The organism is Thermoplasmata archaeon (assembly GCA_035532555.1).
In the GTDB taxonomy this organism is placed as follows: Archaea; Thermoplasmatota; Thermoplasmata; order Lutacidiplasmatales; family UBA184; genus Lutacidiplasma.
Genome location: DATKQS010000011.1, coordinates 1 through 16587 on the forward strand (window position 1 = coordinate 1; position 16587 = coordinate 16587).

Below are 16587 nucleotides of genomic sequence, written 5' to 3' on the forward strand. Positions count from 1 at the left end.
CGAGGATGGAGGCTTTCGAGCACGATCTGAAGCTTCTCCTCCGTCGACCAGGTCTTGTGGGTCGTCATCCACCCACCCCCAGTCGGTCGGATGTCGTTCGTCCTCTTGGGACTTCGGTCTCCCCCCAAACCCCCCTCCGCCACCCGGGCAGGTCCAACCCACGTGGTTGTACAAATCTACAGGGGTACGGGGCACCGGATGGACACTCGATCCACTTTGGTGAGACGTTGGCAGCATCGCAATCTCTATCGAGCGGAAGTCCATCGGTCGGCTCCTGCATGCTGGAGAACGAGGCATCCTCCGCCGGGAGCAGAGTCTATGGTTGACTTCGAGAGCATCGCCCTCTGGACAACGATTGCCACCTGGGTCCTCGCGGTCGGAACCTTAGCGGCCCTGTACTGGCAGACCCGTCAGGCGGGCAAGCTCAATTCGGCCAACGCCGTGATCAATCTCCGGGAGCGATTCGATTCGCCCCGGATGCGGAGAGCGCGACGGCAGACCAGCGAACGCTTGCTCGACAACGCCCTCGGCGACATCACGAGCTTGGAAGTCCTCACGTTCTTCGAACTCATCGGGGCCCAGACCGCCCGCAAGATTCTCGACGAGGAGATGGTCTGGGAGGCGTTCGGTGGCTGGATCTCGAGCTATTACCATGCGATGCGCTCCCCGGTCGACCGCATTCAACAGCTGCGCGACGCAACCCACGACCCTCTTCTCTTCCACAAGCTCGAGTGGCTGGACAAGCGCATCGCAATCCTCGACAAGAGGGAGCTCGGTACGCTGCATGTGGAAGCGATCGACCCGGAAGGCGAGAACCGCCTGTACCTCGCCCGCGAGGCGAACCTCGAGATCGAGTAGCGTAACGCCGGCGGATTCGCGGACGTCTGCGTAGCTCTCGTACTCGGCGGTATCGGATCAGATGGAGGCGACGGTCCACTAGATCCTCCCGCACGTGTTCGAGGAAGACCCGCCCGCGCAGCGCGTACCTTCGCTACTTCTCTCCGCCTTCCGGGCCGTAGAAGATTGCCCACGTGGCGAAGTCCTCGGTGAAGTCCTCGAACCGGTGCGGCACTCCGGCCGCGACGAAGAGGAGCTCGCCGGCCTCGAACGGCTGTCGGACGCCGTCGTGCACGAAGAAACCGGAGCCGGAGAGGATAACGTAAATCTCGTCCTGGTCGTGCGGGACCTGTGGGTCGATCTTGTGGGGTTTGTAGATCTCCACCGAGGCCGAGCCGTGCTCGAGCACAACTACGAACTGGGCGTCCTTGGATCGAGCCAGGAGACGCATCGCCACTTCTGGGGTGAATCGGCCATGCGACGGTACCGGGCTGCGTCCCATGATGGCCGGATAAGGCCGCGGCCTCATCAAGGAGATGGGGGCGCCATCGGCGGGCCGTCCGGTTCTTCGTGAGCGTAGCCGACTTCGGTCGGGGGATCGTTCCTGGGTTCGCTTCCGGGCACCTGCGGTTCACGACGTCGGGGTGGATTCTTCGCGGGGCGGTTCATCAAGGGAGCCGAAAAGCAAGGGAGCAGCAGGAGCAATCCTAGTCGAACGACGGGGTTCGCTCGTAGCTTGTCACGACCCGTAGGTGGTCTCTGGGCCGAACCGCTCGACACGAGGAGGTTTTACCCGCGTCGGGACTTAAACCAGCCGATGTCCGAGAGCGGAGGTGCGAATGGCGACGCGCCCCGGTGGGAGTACCTGATCGCTCACCACTTCCCAGCCCGGTACTCCAGGACCTTCGCCGTACCGTGGGGAACGCGTCGCTACCACATTTGTGCGCGCTGCACCGGAGAGGTCGTCGGAGCCCTCGCGTACATCGCCTTCGTGATCGTCGCGCTCCCCCGATACACGGGATTCTTTACTCCCCATGTCCAGTTCCTCTTCGCCTTCGCTCCTCTGCCCGGCGCGATCGACTGGGTCACGCAGGCCGTGGATCGGAGGGAGTCCACGAACACGATCCGCGTGCTCACCGGCCTCCTCGCGGGAGCGACCATGGCCGACGGGATCGCGCTCATCGTTCTCCAGCAGTGGGCGCTCGTTGCGGCCGCGGGTCTCGTCCTGACCGGATACATCCTCGGAATCCTTCTCGCGATCCGGAGATCGGGCGCGTGGGCGCAGATCATCGAGGAGCACTTTCCCGGTCTCGAGATCGAAACGACTCCCTGAGAGCTGCGATGTAGCGGGCCCTTGGGGAAGCGGGCGACGGCGTTCCTCCAGGAGCCCTTGCAGCGGCTTCCGGTCCCACGCGAGGGTCACCCGGGCTCGAGGGCTCAGGAGCCGGTAGGCTTCATCCATACGTCTTCAGCTCGGAGCGAGGGGTGCGATCTACCCCAGCTCGTCGATGCCGACGGAGCTCGAGCCGGTGACGCCGTCCAGCCTGCTGACCTACATGGTCGAGGCTCGGTCCAAGGGCGCTCGTCGGAGTGACCTCGAAGGCTCTTACCGCTCTAGCTTCGGCGCCGTGCCCGGATGGGCCCGTGACCGAGATGGGCCAAGGCGGGTCCGACGCCCGCGGGCTCTCGTCGACCATATAGGAGAGTTCTTGCTCCGTCACAGGAGCGACCCCAATGCCTACGGTCCGCCTCGATGGAATGCTACGGCAGTTCGTCTCCGCGCGCTCGGTCCAGGTCGATGCGGATGATGTGTCCGGCCTCATCGATCGGATCGAAGAGACCTACCCTCGCCTCCGCTACCGTCTTCGGGACGAGGCAGGGATGCTCCGGCGGTTCGTCCGGATATTTGTCAACGGGGAGGACGTGTCGCTCGTCCCGGGCCTGACCACCCGGCTCCGGGCCGGGGATAAGGTGGATATCCTCCATTCGATTCAGGGGGGATGATGGCGCCCTCGCCTTCCTCCCGTGTCCGGCTCTATCTTGGGACCGAGAAGGGAACGTACGTCGCGACGACCGATCTCCGGAGGCGGAAGTGGAACGTCACCGGACCGTTCCAGCCCGGCTCGGCCGTCTTCCACATCGCCCCCGATCCACGTACCCCCGGTGATGTGTACGCGCTGGCCAACAGTGGATTCTGGGGCCCCGGCATCTTTCGGTCCCGAGATTACGGGGCGAAGTGGTCGGAGGTTGCGACTCCAGGCTTCCCGCCCCCTGGCAAACGCAAGGCCCCGAAGGAGTTCGGCAAGTTCCCCCCTGAGGCGATCCGTGCCCTGTGGCACCTGGAGCCGGGACGCGAGGACGAGCCGAAGACGCTGTTCCTCGGTGCGGACCCCCATCGGCTCTACCGAAGCGACGATTGCGGCGCCTCATGGGAGGAGAACCAAGGGATCGCCCAGCATCCCACCCGCCCGAGGTGGGCCCCCGGAGGAGGCGGCCCCTGCTTACACACCATCCTGCTGGACCCCGAGCGACCGTCGCGCATGTACGTGGGCCTGTCCGCGGCAGGGACGTTCCGCACGGACGACTCCGGTGAGACCTGGAAACCCGTGAATCGCGGGGTCGTGGTCAACTTCCTTCCCGAAACGCGTCCCGAGGTCGGCCAGTGCGTCCACCACGTCGCCCTCGACCCGTCAGATTCCACGGTGGCCTATCGGCAGGACCACAACGGAATCTATCTGAGCGAGGACTCGATGGAGCACTGGACGCGCGTCGGCAGGCCGCTCTCCACCGACTTCGGGTTCGTGGTCGCGACCTCCCCTTCACTTCCCGGAGGAGCCGTCTTCGCGCCGCTGAGCCCGCCCGAAGTCACTCGGACCATGCCCGGTCAACGCTTCCAGCTCTACTGGTTCAACCGGAAGAAGCGCAACTTCCGGCCGATGGTCCGGTCCTCTCCCTTCATCGGAGAGTTCGGGAACCACCGCGAAGGTCTCGCGATCGACCGGCTCGATCCGGCAGGGATCTACTATGGCTCGACCGGGGGCCAGGTGATCTACACTCCGGATGCGGGCCGCAGCTGGTCGGCCATTCCGTTCCAGTTCCCCAAGATCCATTCAGTTTCGGTCAGCGTACCTGGTGGGTAGGCCGGACGGGCGACCTTACGTTGGAGGCGCGGGCTGCTGCTGGGTCATGCAGTGGATCGTGCCCAGCCCCCAGATGAAATCTCGACAGTGAATCCCTACGACCTCGCGGCCGGGGAGGACCCCCTCGAGGATCTCGAGGGCGCGCCGATCGTTCCGGTCGTTGAACGTGGGCACCAGAACGAGCTGGTTCGCGATGTAGAAGTTCGCATAACTGGCGGGCAGGCGCTGGCCGTGGAAGGAAACCGGCGCCGGCATGGGCAGTTCGACGATGCGGTACGGACCGCCGTTCGAGGTACGCGCCGCATGCAGTCGCTCGAGGTTCTCCGCGAGCGCCGCGTGGTTCGGATCGCGCGAGCGGGGCTCCACGGCCGCCACGATCGTGGACTCTTCGACGAATCGAGCGACGTCGTCGACGTGCCCGTGGGTGTCGTCACCGACGATCCCGCGGCCGAGCCAGAGCACCCGCTCGATGCCCAGGTACTCGCCCAGGACCGCCTCGAGATCCTCCCGAGCGACGCCGGGGTTCCGGGCCTGGACATCGCTCAGGAGGCATTCCTCCGTCGTCATCAGCGTGCCCGACCCGTTGACATCGATGCTGCCTCCTTCCAACACGATCCGTCGGTCGCCGTGCATCGGCATCCATTCCGGGATCTTGAGGTCCTGGGCGATGTGGGCCGGCAACTGGTCGTCGAGCTGCCAATCGTTGTACTTGGCCCACGCGTTGAACTTCCAATTAATCAATCCGAGTCGGGGGCCCGGAAGGCTCGGGTCGATGCGCTGCACGAAGATCGGACCGGAGTCCCGCGTCCACACGCGGTTCGTGGGCCAGCGGTGGAAGTACACCCGGGCCGTGGAGGCGCCCGCGTGTCGGAGAGCGCGCCGCGCGGTGCGCTCCATGGCGGCGTCGTCCACGACGATCTCGACGTCCTCGACCTCGGCCAAGTGGCGGACGATCTCGGCATAGACCCAGGGGATGGGAGAGAACTTGCCGGGCCAGTCGTCCGGGTTGTGGGGCCAGGCAATCCACGTGGCCCGGTGCGGGGCCCATTCCGCGGGCATCCGATACCTCGCCGCCCGAGGCGTGCCGGCGAGGACGGCCGCGTCGTCGGACATGGCTCACGGACCGTCGAGGAAGCGCCGGGAGATCGGCCCGTAGGCATCGATCCGGCGATCGCGCAGGAACGGCCAATGCTGCCGGGTCTTCTCCACCAGACCGAGGTCCAGGTCCGCGTAGAGAATCTCCTGCCGGTCGTGGGAGGCTCGCGCGATCACTCGCCCGAACGGGTCGGCAACGAAGGAGCCCCCCCAGAACTCAATCCCGGGACCGTCGACCCGGTCGCCGCGTACGTCTCCGTGCTCCGGGCCCACCCGGTTCGCCACGGCAACATAGACCCCGTTCGCGATGGCATGGCCCCTCTGGATCGTCTGCCATGCGTCGTGCTGGGCCGCCCCGAACTCCTCTTTCTCTCCCGGGTGCCAGCCGATCGCGGTGGGATAGAACAGGACCTCGGCTCCGAGCAACGCCGTGATGCGGGCCGCCTCCGGATACCACTGATCCCAACAGATGAGCACCCCAATCGGAGCGGCGTGGAGCCGGAACGTTCGGAACCCAAGGTCGCCGGGGGTGAAGTAGAATTTCTCGTAGTAGAGCGGGTCGTCCGGGATGTGCATTTTGCGATAGGTTCCCGCGAGGGAGCCATCTCGTTCCAGAACCGCGGCTGTGTTGTGGTAGATGCCCGAGGCGCGACGTTCGAAGAGAGGCGCCACCAGCGCGATCTTCTCCTCGCGAGCGACCGCGGCGAGGCGCTCCGTGGTCGGGCCAGGGATCGGCTCGGCGAGATCGAACATCGCGTGGTCCTCCCTCTGGCAGAAGTACTGCGCGAAGAACAGCTCCGATAGCGAGACGATCTGGGCGCCGTGCTTCGCCGCCTCCCGGATCCGGGCAATCGCCTTCTCCACGTTCGCGGACGGATCGGGCGAGCAGGACATCTGGACGAGGGCGATCCGGAGCTTCTTTGCCGCGTGAGCCGCCATCGGTAGCCTTCCCGGCTTCGCAGAGCCGAGCGACGGACCCATCGTGACCTCATTTAGATTGTCTCGCCGGCTCGGGCGCGATGGCGCGCTCGACCGAGTTGGTAAAGCCCTACACGCCTACCCCACAACCGACGATGGGCGACGGTCCGGCTCGCGGAGTGGTGACGGGTCTCTTCCGCAAGGGCGAGATCGGGGAGGAACGGGGCCTGCCCAAACGTGCCGTCGAGGAGATCGAGGTCGACGCGACCGGGGTCGTCGGGGATTTCAACCGGTACCGGCACGAGAATCTCCACGACGATCCCGACAGTGCACTCTTGATGATTCCCGAGGAGATTCTCGCACAACTCCGGTCGGAAGGCTGGCCGGTCCGTCCGGGCGATCTCGGAGAGAATGTTAGCTCTCGCCAGGTCCCGTACGCCCTCCTGCAACCCGGTTCCCGGGTGGCGATCGGTGCGGTGCGGGCCGTGATCACCCGCCCGTGCGACCCGTGCTCGAACCTCTACCTGCTCCCGTACGTCGGCGAACACCGCGGGCTAGAGTTCATGAAGACCCTGCTCAACCGCCGTGGTTGGTACGCCCGCGTCCTCACACCGGGTCGCGTCCATCTCCGAGATCCCATCGTTCTGGACTGACCCGGCCGCATCGGCCCGCTCGCTCTCGCCGTCAACGACGGACGGCTCTTCGGGCGCGCGTCCCCTTCTGCGCCGGGCGTTGGCGCTTCCACGCTACGCGGGCGGCCGGATCGATCCAGTACCGCATCTCCCAGCGGCGTTCGAATCCCAACCGGGCGTAGACGGATCGTCCCTGGGGCGACGCGTGGAGGATCACTTGCCCATAGCCCCGTCGCTTGGCGTCCGCGATCAGGGCCCGAGCGATCCGGCTCGCCAGTCCGTGACCGCGGTGCACCGGCGCCGTGAACATCGACAGGATGTAGGGTGCCACGTCACGCTCGGAGCTCTCCGGGCGGGGCTGCTCCGGCCGGTACCAGATGCAGCCGCTCGCGGCCGCCTCGCCGCGACGGGTTTCCGCGATCTGCCCGACCAGCTCTCCGCGCCTCAATCGGACGAGGAGCCAGCGTCGATACCGGCGGTCGTGGGTCGCGATCTGTTCCTCGGTTCGACCGCCGATCGCCGAGAACATCCGGTGGCGATGATCGAGGAGGGTTTCGACATCCGATGCCCGCGCTGCTCTCAACCGGTACCCCCTCGTCGGCACGATGCTCCGACCGAGATCGAGGAGATTAGACTTACCAGCCCGTTCTCGGCACTCACCCTCCCCAGCGGTGCTCCGGCCATCGTGCAGAGCGCCGGGCATGCCGTGAGCGAACTTGGTAGAGCAACGTACTTGAGCCGTCCTGCGCTAGGTCGGCCGTGTCCGAGCTTCTCGACTCCGAGGATCGTCTCCGGGGCGCCCTGCGACGTATCGAGAGGCACACTCCGTTCGCGGAGATCGTCGCGGAACGCTCGCTCGGGGATTCCGTTCGGCTCGACCGCACGTCCGTCTCGCCCCGCGTCTTCCCTCGCCTTGAGGGAGCCGCGTTCCGCGCATGGACGGGCGATCACTGGGCCGAGGTAGCATCCACCGGACTCTTGGCCGAGCCCATCGATCGCGCGGCCGAAGCGTTGATCGGATTGCTTCCGGAAGGCGCCGGAGCTCGGCCTCCTCCCGGAGAGCCAACCGGCGGAGAGGCGTCCTACACCACCGCTCCTCCGAGACCGATGGAGGACCTCTCCATCGAGGACCGGATCAACTTCGCGCGAGATTGGTACGCGTGGGCGACGACCGTGCCCGGCGTCCCCAACACCACCGTATCGATGGGATTCTTCTCGGACGAACGGTTGTACCTGAACACCTCGGCGGCGCGCCGGCACCAGCGCGTCTCCAGGGTGTTCGCCAGCGTCGTCCCGATCGCGATCGAAGGAGGTCGGGTTCAGTACGATGCGCTCGTCCGGGGAGCCATCGGCGGGCGCGAGGTCCTGGACTACATCACCGAGGAACGGGTGCACGACGTGGCGAGGAGCGCGCGCGCGATGCTAAGCGCCGAATCCCCTCCCACGGGACCGATCACCGTCCTCATGGACCCGAGCACGACCGGGACATTCGCGCACGAGTCATTCGGGCACGGGACCGAGGCCGACCAGTTCGTGCGGGAGCGATCGTACCTTCGGCCGATCCTCGGCTCGATGGTCGGGCCGGAGTTCCTGACGATCGCCGACGACGGCGCCTACCCCGGAGGCTGGGGCGGGATCTACTTCGACGACGAGGGACGCCGGAGCCAGAAGAATCTCCTGGTCGACCACGGCCGGTTCACCGGCGTCCTCCACGACCGCGTGTCGGCCGCGCTGCTTGGAGGGTCTCCGACGGGGAATGCCCGCCGCGCGGACTTCCTCAGCCGAGAGTTCGTCCGGATGACCAACACGTACGTCGAGCCCGGGGACTGGGGGCTCGAAGAGCTCGTGAAGGAGGCCAAGGACGGGGTACTGCTCGAGCGATGCACCTCCGGCATCGAGGACCCCCTCGGCGGACAGATGCAGATCAAGGTTCTTCGGGGGCACCGCATCGAGCACGGCGAGCTCACGACGCTCGTCTCCTCGATGGCGCTCTCCGGCCGCGTGCTCGATGTCCTGCGCTCGGTCCGCGGGGTCGGTCGTGCCGACGCGTTCGAGATCGACCCGGGCTTCTGTGGAAAGGGCCATTCGGACATGCTGACCGCCGGAACGGGCGGTTCCTACATGCTAACCAGCGCGGCGGTGGGGCCGGCATGACGCGGGCAGGGTCCGACCTCGCCTTCCGCGTCGCCGACCAGCTCAAGATCGACGGGCCGTGGGACGTGTACGCCGAGCATCTCGCTCGGTACGAGATCCATTTCGACGGGACCCACATCGAGACGGTCCGGGGACCCATCACCATCGACGGATACGGGATCCGAGTTCTGCGGAAGGCGGAGGACCAAATGGGGGTGGGCTATCAGGCGAGCGCCGATGCCTCGAGTTCGGGGATCTCGACCGCTCTCGCCGATGCGGAGGCGACGGCGCGACATGCCCGGTTCCCCGCGCGCGCGGTCGTTCTGCCCGGGAGCGCTCCCCGCGCACTGTCCGACGTAGAGATCTCCGATGCGTCGCTCGCCGATCGGCCCCGCGAAGGCGTGGACGCCTACGTGCGCGAGCTCTTCGCTCGATTCGAGGGCCGCACAGGTGTCCAGCCGAGCTTCGGCTCGGTCCGTGCGACCGTGGGCGAAACCACGATCGCCAACTCCTCGGGTCTAGCCACTTCCTTCCGCCATACGAGCGTCGACTTCGAGCTGGCCGTGAAGGCATCGGGTGGACCTGAGGGTCGGCCTCCCGGGGAGTACTGGGTCACCCGCTTCCAGCGACGCCTCGACCCGCGCGAGCTCATCGCGGACGCGGACAACTGGTGCCAACGCGCGAAGGACGTTCGCGTGGCGGAAGCGCCGCCCGCCGGGCAGATTCCGGTCGTTCTCCCGGCGTACGTCCTCTCCGAGATCGTTCCGCCCGTCGTGGGCTTCCGCTTGTCGGGGGCCGCGCAGCTCCGTCAGATGGCTCCGGAGCCGGGCACGATGTACGGCACCGAGCTCGTTTCCATCGACAACGATGGTCGTATGCCGTGGGGAGGCGAATCCGCTCCGGTCGACGATGAGGGAACGCGAACGGGCCGCTTCGCGCTCCTCGATCACGGGAAGACCGGTGGGTTGATCTACGATGCCTTGCACGCCGGCGCCTTCGACCGAACCTCCACGGCGGGGGCTCAGCGCCTCGGAGATTTCGGTCGCCGAGCCGGTTCCCGGTTCACGAGCCGCCCGGCACCCGGGCCCGCCACGCTCGCCCTCCACGTTGGAACAGGCGGGACCGACGCCGAGGTGATCGAGGCGGTGCGGGAGGGGATCTGGGTCGAGCAGTTCGGCTGGGCGTTCCCCGATCCGACTTCGGGGGCGTTTGGCGGAGAGATCCGGATCGGTTATCGCATCCGAAACGGTCGCCTCGCCGAGCCAATCCGAGGCGGCACCGTGGGAGGGCTCGTCCTGGCGGCGCCCGGAACCCCATCCCTGCTGAACAGCGTAGTCACGCTGGGTTCGACCGCGACGCTCTCGGATTCGCTCCGCGCTCCGACGATCGCGGTGAACGGCCTCACCGTGGCCGGCACCACCTAGAACGCTGCACGCTTTACTTCAGCTGAAGAAGGATGGTCTTGCATTTCGTGCATCGCAGCCCAGGGAGATTCGCGGAGTACATCCCGGAGAACCCGGTAGGCACCAGCACCTCGAGCCCACTCGGCCGCAGCCGGCGATCGGAGGCCTCGTGCGACCAGTAGAGGCCGGAGCCGTTCGTTGCCGTGACGAAGCCCGCCTCGAGGGGACCCCCGCACGCCGCGCATGTTGCGTCTGCCATGGTCTACGTACTGGGCGGCTCCACGTCCCCTAATATCTTTCGCTGGGGGGCGGACCCCCGAAATCGCCGGAATCGAGGGGTGGGCGCGGGTTCGGACGTGGCAGGAGCGCCGAGCCGTCCTACGGGTCCGAAGACGTCGGCGCCACCGGCTTGAACAGCGCGTCTTTGCGCATCTTGTAGATCAGCCGCTTGTCGTCGACGTCGTATCGCGTCTCTCGCCAGGGGTCCGCGATATTCGAGTAGCCCCGAACCTCCCAGAACCCGGGCTCGTCCTCCGTCACGAACCGGAGACCTCGGAGCCACTTGGCCGACTTGTAGAAGTACCGCTTCGGAACGAGCATGCGGACCGGCCCTCCGTGCTCGGAGGATAACGGCGCCCCATCGGCCGAGTGCGCGAGGAGCACGTCGTCGTCCAGAAGAGCCGCGAGCGGCAACGAGGTAGTGAACCTCTGCTCGCACTCCATGATCACGTACCGCGCCGCAGCGGTGGGTCGCACCCGCTCGACCAGCGCCTGGAACGGCACCCCGCTCCAACGCATCCCGACCTTCGACCAGCTGGTCACGCAGTGAATGTCGCAGACCTGCTCCTTCTGGGGGAGGCGTAGGAGATCCGCGAAGCCGATCGTCGCGGGGTGCTCGACCTCTCCGTGGACCCGGAGGGTCCAGTTCGGAGGTGCGAGGTCCCGCGGAACGGAGCCCGCGTGGAGCACGGGCCAGCCGCGGGTGTGGATCTGGCCCGGGGGAAGGGGGTCGGCGACCATCGAAGGAGAATACCTTCGCCGCTCGGATAAGCCCTCAGGGGATTCGACGCGCGAAGCTCTCGCGCCGGATCAGCGCCGTGTCCTTCGTATCTTGACCTGGTCGCCCGTCCAATCGAAGGCCAGCCGCGTCCGCGGCTGCCAGACCTTGCGCCGGTCCCATAGGGCTCCGACCAGCAGCGGTAGCCCGATCGATGCATCGACGTGCGCCATGGCCCGGGTCGCGTGCCGGGAGATCTTCCCCCAGGACTGAGCCTCGTCCAGCGTGCTCCCCGAGAGCCCTCCCCAGTGCGGGGCATCGGTTGTGATCTGGAGCGCGTAGTAGTGCCCTTCGCCCTCGCGGCCAAAGGCGTAGTTGGCCATCACGATCCCGTCGTTGATCCAGTTCTTCGGCGTTCCGCCGCCGATGTAGAAGACCGCGGTCCGCTCGGAGGCGTTCAGGATTTGGACGAGCTCGTAGTTGTCCCGGATCGCGTCTAGAATGAACCGGTCCGCCCGCTTCCGGTTCGCCTGATAGTACAGCGTCAGGCCGATCCCGATCGAGCTATCGATCAGCGCCGGGGAGAAGACCGGGACGCCGCGTCGGGCGGCGGTCGCGAGGATCGAGTCCGGGTCTTGGAACTTCGACCCGAGGAACCCGAGGTACTCGCGCGAGGATGCGGGCCGCCGGGGGAACTGTTCGGTGACCTTGCCGATGGCCCGGTCGGTGTCCTCGAACTTGATCTCGTCGACGTAGGTGTCGTAAATCCGATCGAGGTAGGCATCGCGCAGGAGGACGTCGTCCGCGGTCGGAGTGCCCATCCAATGGTGGCCGCCGATCGTCTGGTAGATGTCCTGGTACATCACCGCGCCCGTGGTCGCGACAACGTCCACGAGGCCCCAGTCGATCATGTCCCTCAGTACCTTTCGCAGTCCGGCGGCGATCAGAGGGCCGGAGACCCCGAGCAGGATGGTCGGGCGCTTGGGGTCGGTGAGCGCGTTCTCCCAGACCTCCATGCACCGTCCGAGGTTACGCGCCTGGATCGAGGTCGTCTGGAATTGCGAGAGCAGATTCCCCAGCCCGCGCAGGCGGGTCACGTCCACCGGTACGACCTTCTTCGTGAGCAAACCACGGCGTCGGGCCGAGAGGGATCGTGCCACGTGCGTGCCACATCGGACCGGTTGATAAACGCTCCCGTCTCGCGAGGTTTACGGGCCCCGGCTCGACGCTAACCGAAGCCGGCGAACGCCGCCGGATAGAGCCCGTAGACGATGGTCAGAGACCCCACGATGAGGAGCACCGCCACGACGATCCGCTTCAGGAGCTTCGGCTCCACGCGCGCGCCGAGCCGCCCTCCCACGAACGAGGCAAACGCCGCCACCGTGATCAGGGCCAGCGCTCCGGCGACGAAGACCACGAGAACTCCATATGTCGCTACGAAGACGGTCTGGAAGATCATCGTGGTGTCCCCCAGCTCCAGAAGCAGAGTCGCAACGAACGCGACGGCGACGGCGGAGTGGCCCCGCGCGGGCGGCACTTCGGGATCCTCCTCGTGGAAGAACAGCCAGATCGCATAGCCAATCAGGAACGCGCCACCGCCCGCGCGCAACAGACCGAGCCGACTCGGTCCGAGGATCGCGACGAAGGCCGCACCGATCGACACGGCGATCGTCGTCGAAACGAGGAACGCAAGGGCCCCTCCGATCCACGTCAGGAAGGGCGACTGCTTGGCCGCGATGGCCATGATGGAAAAGCTCGTGCGGTCGACGAGCTCGAGGCCGCCGATCACGGCGAAAACGACGGCGAATCCGTAGAACACACCGGCGTCCACGAGCGAGACCGTAGACTTCAGGCGAGGTGCTTCAGGAACTCGTCGACCTGCCGTTCGCAGTACGCGCAGGAGAGCACGACCGGCCGCCGGCGGATGACGTGGAACTGGCTCTCGACGGGCTCGGATTGGTTCGAGATGCAACTCGGGTTCGGGCACTTGACGATCCCGAAGATGCGCTCGGGAAGGTCGACGCTCCGCTTCTCCTGCACGCGATAGTCCCGGATGATCGAGATCGTGGCGGTCGGGGCGAGGAGGGCGATCGCGTTGACCTTGCGCGGGGAGAGCTCCATGTTCTCGACCTTGACCATGTCCTTCCAGCCGATCTTCCCGGATCGGACGTGGAGTGCGATGCTGACGGTCGAGTCCTTGTCGAGCTCCTTGATGCCGATGATCCGAAGGACCTCGAGGGCGAGCCCGTTGCCGATGTGGTCGATGACGGTCCCGTTCTTGATCGGGGTGATCTTGAGTTCGCGCACCATCGCTGCCTACCCGGCCCTGCCGCCGAGGACCCCGCTCAAGAGCGCCATGCGGACCGGCACCGCGAGGAACGCCTCGCGGAAGTAGGCTGCGTGCGGGGTTCGATCGACCTCGGGATCGATCTCGCCCGCGCGCGGAAGCGGATGCATCACGATCAAGCGGGGTTTGGCGCTCGCCAGCACCCTCGCGTCGATCCGATAGGAGCCCGCGACCTTGCGGTACTCTCCTTCGTCGGGAAATCGCTCCTTCTGGATTCGGGTGACGTAGAGGACGTCGGCGTCGCGAACCGCTCGCTCGATATCGGGCTCCTCGGTGATCTTGACACCGAGCTGATTGAGCTCGGCACGGGACTCGTCGGGCAGCCTCAGGGCGGGGGGTGAGGCGAGGACCAGCTCGGAGCCGAGGATCCCGAGCGCATAGGCGAGCGAATGGACCGTCCGCCCGTACTTGAGGTCACCAAGAAGCACGACCTTCAGCCCGGCGAGGGTCCCGAACGCCTCCCGCATCGTGGCGAGATCGAGGAGGGCCTGCGTCGGATGCTGGCCAGCCCCATCCCCAGCGTTGATCACCGGTTTGTCGGACGCGTCCGCAGCGAGGCGGGCCGCCCCTTCGTTCGGATGGCGGATCACGATGGCATCGGAGTAGGAACTCAGCATCCGGACGGTGTCGTACAGGCTCTCGCCCTTCTTCATCGAAGAGATCCCCGAGTCCGCGATGGTGATGCAGCGGCCCCCAAGGCGCTGGACCGCCGCCTCGAAGGATAGGCGCGTGCGGGTCGAGGGCTCGAAGAACGCCATCGCGACGATCTTTCCGGCAAGCGCGTTGCTCGCCTTCTTCCCTTCCGCGATCGGGATCATCTTGCGCGACGCACTGAGCAGATCGGTGATCTCCCGGGGGGAGAGATCGCGGATGGAGACGAGGTCGCGGCCCTTCAGCGCCATCCCATTCTCGGAGCATGGGTCACTCCTTAAACGTTGCCGAGCCTCGGTTTTCGCCGGGAATGTCGAACCCGGTGGGGATGCGCCAGCCCCGCAATGTGGTCCTCTTCGGCCTCGTTGCCTTCGCCTGGGGAATGAACTACATCTTCGTCCCGATCGGTCTCGAGTACACGAGCCCGCTCTGGCTCGCGACCCTTCGGGCGGGGATCGCCATCGTCTTCGTCGCGCCCTACGTCTACGTCCGGCACCGACGGAGCGTCCTCACGAATCGAGATCGCCGGGACGCGCTGCTCCTCGGGGTCCCGAACACGGCGCTCTTCCTGGGCCTGTGGTTCGTGGCCGCTCCGCAGGTCGCTGCCGGGGAGACGGCGATCCTGATCTACACCTTCCCGCTCTGGGTAGCCCTCTTCTCGCCCTGGGTGCTCGGTCATCATCTGAGCCAACGGCACTGGATCGCGATCACGGTCGGGTTTCTAGGGATCGTCGCGATCAGCCAGCCCTGGACCCTCGGAGCGGGCTCGATCCCTCCCGGGGCACTTCTTGAACTGCTCGGAGCCGCTGTGAGCTGGGCGATCGGCACCGTGCTCTACCAGCGACGCTTCCAAGGGGCGCAGGTCGTCCAAGAGGCCAACGCCTACCAGCTCGGCGGCGGTGCGCTCCTCCTTCTCCTCACGACGGTCCTGGTCGAACCGGGAACCATCCCCCCCGGCGCTCCCCAGTTGTGGATAGCCGTTCTCTGGATAGGAGTCTTCGGGACCGCCTTCTCCTACATGGTGTGGTACTACCTGCTCGATCAAGTCCCCGCAGCGACCCTCGCGGCGTACAGCTTCCTCACGCCGCTGGTCGCCCTGGTAGCTGCCGCCGTACTCCTCGGTGAACGGCTGACGGCCCCCGAACTCGGAGGCGTGGTCCTCGTCCTGATCAGCATCTACGGGATCGGCACCGCCCGGAGAAGGTCGAGAGGTGGTGGGCCCACTGCCACGGAGGAAACGACCGATCCAGGAGCGATCATTGCCGGGGCTCCCGCTGGTCTTGTCGAGAGCGCCCCCACGCGCTCGTTTGGCCGAAGTCAGGAGGGCGCCTTGTTCCGCCCGCTACGTCGATGGAGAGCCCGCCCCTAGCGCGGCTCCAACGGCTCGCGGCACGGCCAACGCCGGCCGCCAGTGAGCCCTCAAACGCACGTGCCGACACCGTCTCCCAGCTCCGAGCCTCGGTGGGGCAGGGACGTCCCTCGCTCAGGGAGCGTCGCGCGGGGTCAATGGAACGCGGGTCGTCCTGAAGTCGAACGTCGACCACCGGTGGCAGGATGGACAGGCCATGTACCGCGAGGCCCCCAAGCGCAACGCCGTTACGGAAGCGCCGGGTACGAAGTCGTAATCGAATGTCTCTTGGCACTTGGGGCAGGTGAGTCGGGCACGAGACACGATGCCCGGCGTTCCGAGCCCGCGATTACGCCGGTACGACCGATAGTAGAAGAAGACCAAGAGTGCGACCAGGACGACCGCAACGGCGAGTGCAACGGACGCGATCGCCACCATCTACCGGCCCCCCATTCGTGGAGCGTCGTTTCCGGGGACGGATCGGGAGCGATGCGGCTTCAGGAAGCGTCGGACCCCACCAAAGACCGTCACCAGCGGATCGGCGAACACGGGCAGAGCTTGGGAGAGTGCGGCTCCGGGCAGTATCCGCGAATCAGCGCGGGCAGCGCGGGAGTACAGGTCCCAGTCCGCCGCGGCGCGGGCGGCCTTGTTGCGAATCCCCCATAGAAGCTTCCGCCGGTAGACAGGGTTCGGGAAAATCTCCATAAGCCGACGTTGCGTGAGGTGGTCCTCCGCTGCGTCTCGGGCTAGGATCGCCAGGAAATCCCGCTCTCGGGGGCTGAACATCTTCGACCTCCGTCGATATTCGATGCTCCGAGTACTACATATTCGTTACTGTATTCAGTAACGCCCTCTCCGATGACCGCAGCTGGCTCGGGTGACACTCGCGCTCGAATCGAGACCTCTCACGGCCTGCGCCGGTGAAACTTCGAGAGGCCATCGCAGACTGCCAGAGAGACCACAATCGGAGCCGGAGAGTCCCGTGCTCTGCCTTGGGCCCGGGACGATGTTTCGCGAGGAGGGATACACGATATCCGATCGAAAGGAGCCCTGCGGTGTCGACGGGGAACCGGCTCTCTCCGTTTT

The 16587-nt window shown here is 66.3% G+C and carries 20 protein-coding genes; 8 read left to right on the top strand and 12 right to left on the bottom strand.

Features of this window, described 5'->3' with window-relative positions; all coding sequences use genetic code 11:
• Positions 1–318 precede the first annotated feature (318 nt).
• Positions 319–858, top strand: coding sequence for a hypothetical protein (locus VMV28_03035; GenBank protein HUZ79578.1), 540 nt, complete (start codon positions 319–321; stop codon positions 856–858).
• A 133-nt stretch (positions 859–991) separates the two neighbouring features.
• Here the strand turns inward: VMV28_03035 and VMV28_03040 are convergent, their stop codons facing one another.
• Positions 992–1339: a cupin domain-containing protein gene (locus tag VMV28_03040; protein HUZ79579.1), complete on the bottom strand. Its 348-nt coding sequence runs from the start codon at positions 1337–1339 to the stop codon at positions 992–994.
• A 315-nt stretch (positions 1340–1654) separates the two neighbouring features.
• Between VMV28_03040 and VMV28_03045 the strand changes: the two genes are divergently transcribed.
• The 3 genes from VMV28_03045 to VMV28_03055 all read left to right on the top strand — a co-directional run bounded on the left by VMV28_03045 (position 1655) and on the right by VMV28_03055 (position 3977).
• The gene (locus tag VMV28_03045; protein ID HUZ79580.1) at positions 1655–2170 is read left to right on the top strand and encodes a DUF2085 domain-containing protein; all 516 of its coding nucleotides are present in this window, start codon (positions 1655–1657) and stop codon (positions 2168–2170) included.
• 401 nt (positions 2171–2571) lie between these two features.
• Complete coding sequence (locus tag VMV28_03050; protein ID HUZ79581.1) at positions 2572–2841, top strand: MoaD/ThiS family protein; 270 nt, start codon at positions 2572–2574, stop codon at positions 2839–2841.
• Positions 2841–3977: a hypothetical protein gene (locus tag VMV28_03055; GenBank protein ID HUZ79582.1), complete on the top strand. Its 1137-nt coding sequence runs from the start codon at positions 2841–2843 to the stop codon at positions 3975–3977. Before VMV28_03050 ends, VMV28_03055 begins: the two co-directional genes overlap by 1 nt.
• 15 nt (positions 3978–3992) lie before the next feature.
• Here the strand turns inward: VMV28_03055 and VMV28_03060 are convergent, their stop codons facing one another.
• Both VMV28_03060 and VMV28_03065 read right to left on the bottom strand, forming a co-directional pair.
• Entirely contained in the window at positions 3993–5090 is a 1098-nt protein-coding gene (locus VMV28_03060; protein ID HUZ79583.1) for an agmatine deiminase family protein, read from the bottom strand.
• A gap of 3 nt (positions 5091–5093) precedes the next feature.
• On the bottom strand, positions 5094–6011 hold the full coding sequence (locus tag VMV28_03065) for a carbon-nitrogen hydrolase (protein HUZ79584.1): 918 nt from the start codon (positions 6009–6011) through the stop codon (positions 5094–5096).
• Between the two features lie 80 nt (positions 6012–6091).
• Between VMV28_03065 and VMV28_03070 the strand changes: the two genes are divergently transcribed.
• Positions 6092–6643, top strand: a complete 552-nt coding sequence (locus VMV28_03070; protein ID HUZ79585.1) for an MOSC domain-containing protein — start codon at positions 6092–6094, stop codon at positions 6641–6643.
• Positions 6644–6674: 31 nt separating this feature from the next.
• Here VMV28_03070 and VMV28_03075 read toward each other — a convergent pair whose 3' ends face one another.
• Positions 6675–7226 carry a GNAT family N-acetyltransferase gene (locus VMV28_03075; protein ID HUZ79586.1) on the bottom strand — a complete coding sequence of 184 codons (552 nt, stop codon included), beginning with the start codon at positions 7224–7226 and terminating at the stop codon, positions 6675–6677.
• Positions 7227–7381: 155 nt separating this feature from the next.
• Here VMV28_03075 and VMV28_03080 point away from each other — a divergent pair, with 155 nt between their 5' ends.
• Together VMV28_03080 and VMV28_03085 are read left to right on the top strand one after the other, a co-directional pair.
• Positions 7382–8776, top strand: coding sequence for a TldD/PmbA family protein (locus VMV28_03080; GenBank protein ID HUZ79587.1), 1395 nt, complete (start codon positions 7382–7384; stop codon positions 8774–8776).
• The gene (locus VMV28_03085; GenBank protein HUZ79588.1) at positions 8773–10179 is read left to right on the top strand and encodes a metallopeptidase TldD-related protein; all 1407 of its coding nucleotides are present in this window, start codon (positions 8773–8775) and stop codon (positions 10177–10179) included. Before VMV28_03080 ends, VMV28_03085 begins: the two co-directional genes overlap by 4 nt.
• A gap of 13 nt (positions 10180–10192) precedes the next feature.
• On the opposite strand, the gene VMV28_03090 is transcribed toward VMV28_03085, so the two are convergent.
• The 6 genes from VMV28_03090 to pyrB all read right to left on the bottom strand — a co-directional run bounded on the left by VMV28_03090 (position 10193) and on the right by pyrB (position 14404).
• Positions 10193–10417, bottom strand: a complete 225-nt coding sequence (locus VMV28_03090; protein ID HUZ79589.1) for a PF20097 family protein — start codon at positions 10415–10417, stop codon at positions 10193–10195.
• A 119-nt stretch (positions 10418–10536) separates the two neighbouring features.
• Positions 10537–11178 carry a sulfite oxidase-like oxidoreductase gene (locus VMV28_03095; protein HUZ79590.1) on the bottom strand — a complete coding sequence of 214 codons (642 nt, stop codon included), beginning with the start codon at positions 11176–11178 and terminating at the stop codon, positions 10537–10539.
• A gap of 69 nt (positions 11179–11247) precedes the next feature.
• Positions 11248–12315, bottom strand: coding sequence for a deoxyhypusine synthase family protein (locus VMV28_03100; protein HUZ79591.1), 1068 nt, complete (start codon positions 12313–12315; stop codon positions 11248–11250).
• A 68-nt stretch (positions 12316–12383) separates the two neighbouring features.
• Entirely contained in the window at positions 12384–12986 is a 603-nt protein-coding gene (locus VMV28_03105; GenBank protein ID HUZ79592.1) for a TMEM165/GDT1 family protein, read from the bottom strand.
• A 17-nt stretch (positions 12987–13003) separates the two neighbouring features.
• Entirely contained in the window at positions 13004–13465 is a 462-nt protein-coding gene (pyrI, locus tag VMV28_03110; protein ID HUZ79593.1) for an aspartate carbamoyltransferase regulatory subunit, read from the bottom strand.
• Positions 13466–13471: 6 nt separating this feature from the next.
• Positions 13472–14404: an aspartate carbamoyltransferase gene (gene pyrB / locus VMV28_03115; protein ID HUZ79594.1), complete on the bottom strand. Its 933-nt coding sequence runs from the start codon at positions 14402–14404 to the stop codon at positions 13472–13474.
• Positions 14405–14463: 59 nt separating this feature from the next.
• Between pyrB and VMV28_03120 the strand changes: the two genes are divergently transcribed.
• The gene (locus VMV28_03120) at positions 14464–15522 is read left to right on the top strand and encodes a DMT family transporter (protein ID HUZ79595.1); all 1059 of its coding nucleotides are present in this window, start codon (positions 14464–14466) and stop codon (positions 15520–15522) included.
• A 114-nt stretch (positions 15523–15636) separates the two neighbouring features.
• Here the strand turns inward: VMV28_03120 and VMV28_03125 are convergent, their stop codons facing one another.
• Both VMV28_03125 and VMV28_03130 read right to left on the bottom strand, forming a co-directional pair.
• On the bottom strand, positions 15637–15939 hold the full coding sequence (locus VMV28_03125) for a hypothetical protein (protein HUZ79596.1): 303 nt from the start codon (positions 15937–15939) through the stop codon (positions 15637–15639).
• Entirely contained in the window at positions 15940–16287 is a 348-nt protein-coding gene (locus tag VMV28_03130; GenBank protein HUZ79597.1) for a hypothetical protein, read from the bottom strand.
• Between the last annotated feature and the right edge of the window lie 300 nt (positions 16288–16587).

Bases quoted from the DNA above. Each gene is read 5' to 3' on its own strand.
- VMV28_03035 (HUZ79578.1), top strand. From the start codon at position 319: ATGGTTGACTTCGAGAGCATCGCCCTCTGGACAACGATTGCCACCTGG.
- VMV28_03040 (HUZ79579.1), bottom strand. From the start codon at position 1,339: ATGGGACGCAGCCCGGTACCGTCGCATGGCCGATTCACCCCAGAAGTG.
- VMV28_03045 (HUZ79580.1), top strand. From the start codon at position 1,655: ATGTCCGAGAGCGGAGGTGCGAATGGCGACGCGCCCCGGTGGGAGTAC.
- VMV28_03050 (HUZ79581.1), top strand. From the start codon at position 2,572: ATGCCTACGGTCCGCCTCGATGGAATGCTACGGCAGTTCGTCTCCGCG.
- VMV28_03055 (HUZ79582.1), top strand. From the start codon at position 2,841: ATGGCGCCCTCGCCTTCCTCCCGTGTCCGGCTCTATCTTGGGACCGAG.
- VMV28_03060 (HUZ79583.1), bottom strand. From the start codon at position 5,090: ATGTCCGACGACGCGGCCGTCCTCGCCGGCACGCCTCGGGCGGCGAGG.
- VMV28_03065 (HUZ79584.1), bottom strand. From the start codon at position 6,011: ATGGCGGCTCACGCGGCAAAGAAGCTCCGGATCGCCCTCGTCCAGATG.
- VMV28_03070 (HUZ79585.1), top strand. From the start codon at position 6,092: ATGGCGCGCTCGACCGAGTTGGTAAAGCCCTACACGCCTACCCCACAA.
- VMV28_03085 (HUZ79588.1), top strand. From the start codon at position 8,773: ATGACGCGGGCAGGGTCCGACCTCGCCTTCCGCGTCGCCGACCAGCTC.
- VMV28_03090 (HUZ79589.1), bottom strand. From the start codon at position 10,417: ATGGCAGACGCAACATGCGCGGCGTGCGGGGGTCCCCTCGAGGCGGGC.
- VMV28_03095 (HUZ79590.1), bottom strand. From the start codon at position 11,178: ATGGTCGCCGACCCCCTTCCCCCGGGCCAGATCCACACCCGCGGCTGG.
- pyrI (HUZ79593.1), bottom strand. From the start codon at position 13,465: ATGGTGCGCGAACTCAAGATCACCCCGATCAAGAACGGGACCGTCATC.
- pyrB (HUZ79594.1), bottom strand. From the start codon at position 14,404: ATGGCGCTGAAGGGCCGCGACCTCGTCTCCATCCGCGATCTCTCCCCC.
- VMV28_03120 (HUZ79595.1), top strand. From the start codon at position 14,464: ATGTCGAACCCGGTGGGGATGCGCCAGCCCCGCAATGTGGTCCTCTTC.
- VMV28_03125 (HUZ79596.1), bottom strand. From the start codon at position 15,939: ATGGTGGCGATCGCGTCCGTTGCACTCGCCGTTGCGGTCGTCCTGGTC.
- VMV28_03130 (HUZ79597.1), bottom strand. From the start codon at position 16,287: ATGTTCAGCCCCCGAGAGCGGGATTTCCTGGCGATCCTAGCCCGAGAC.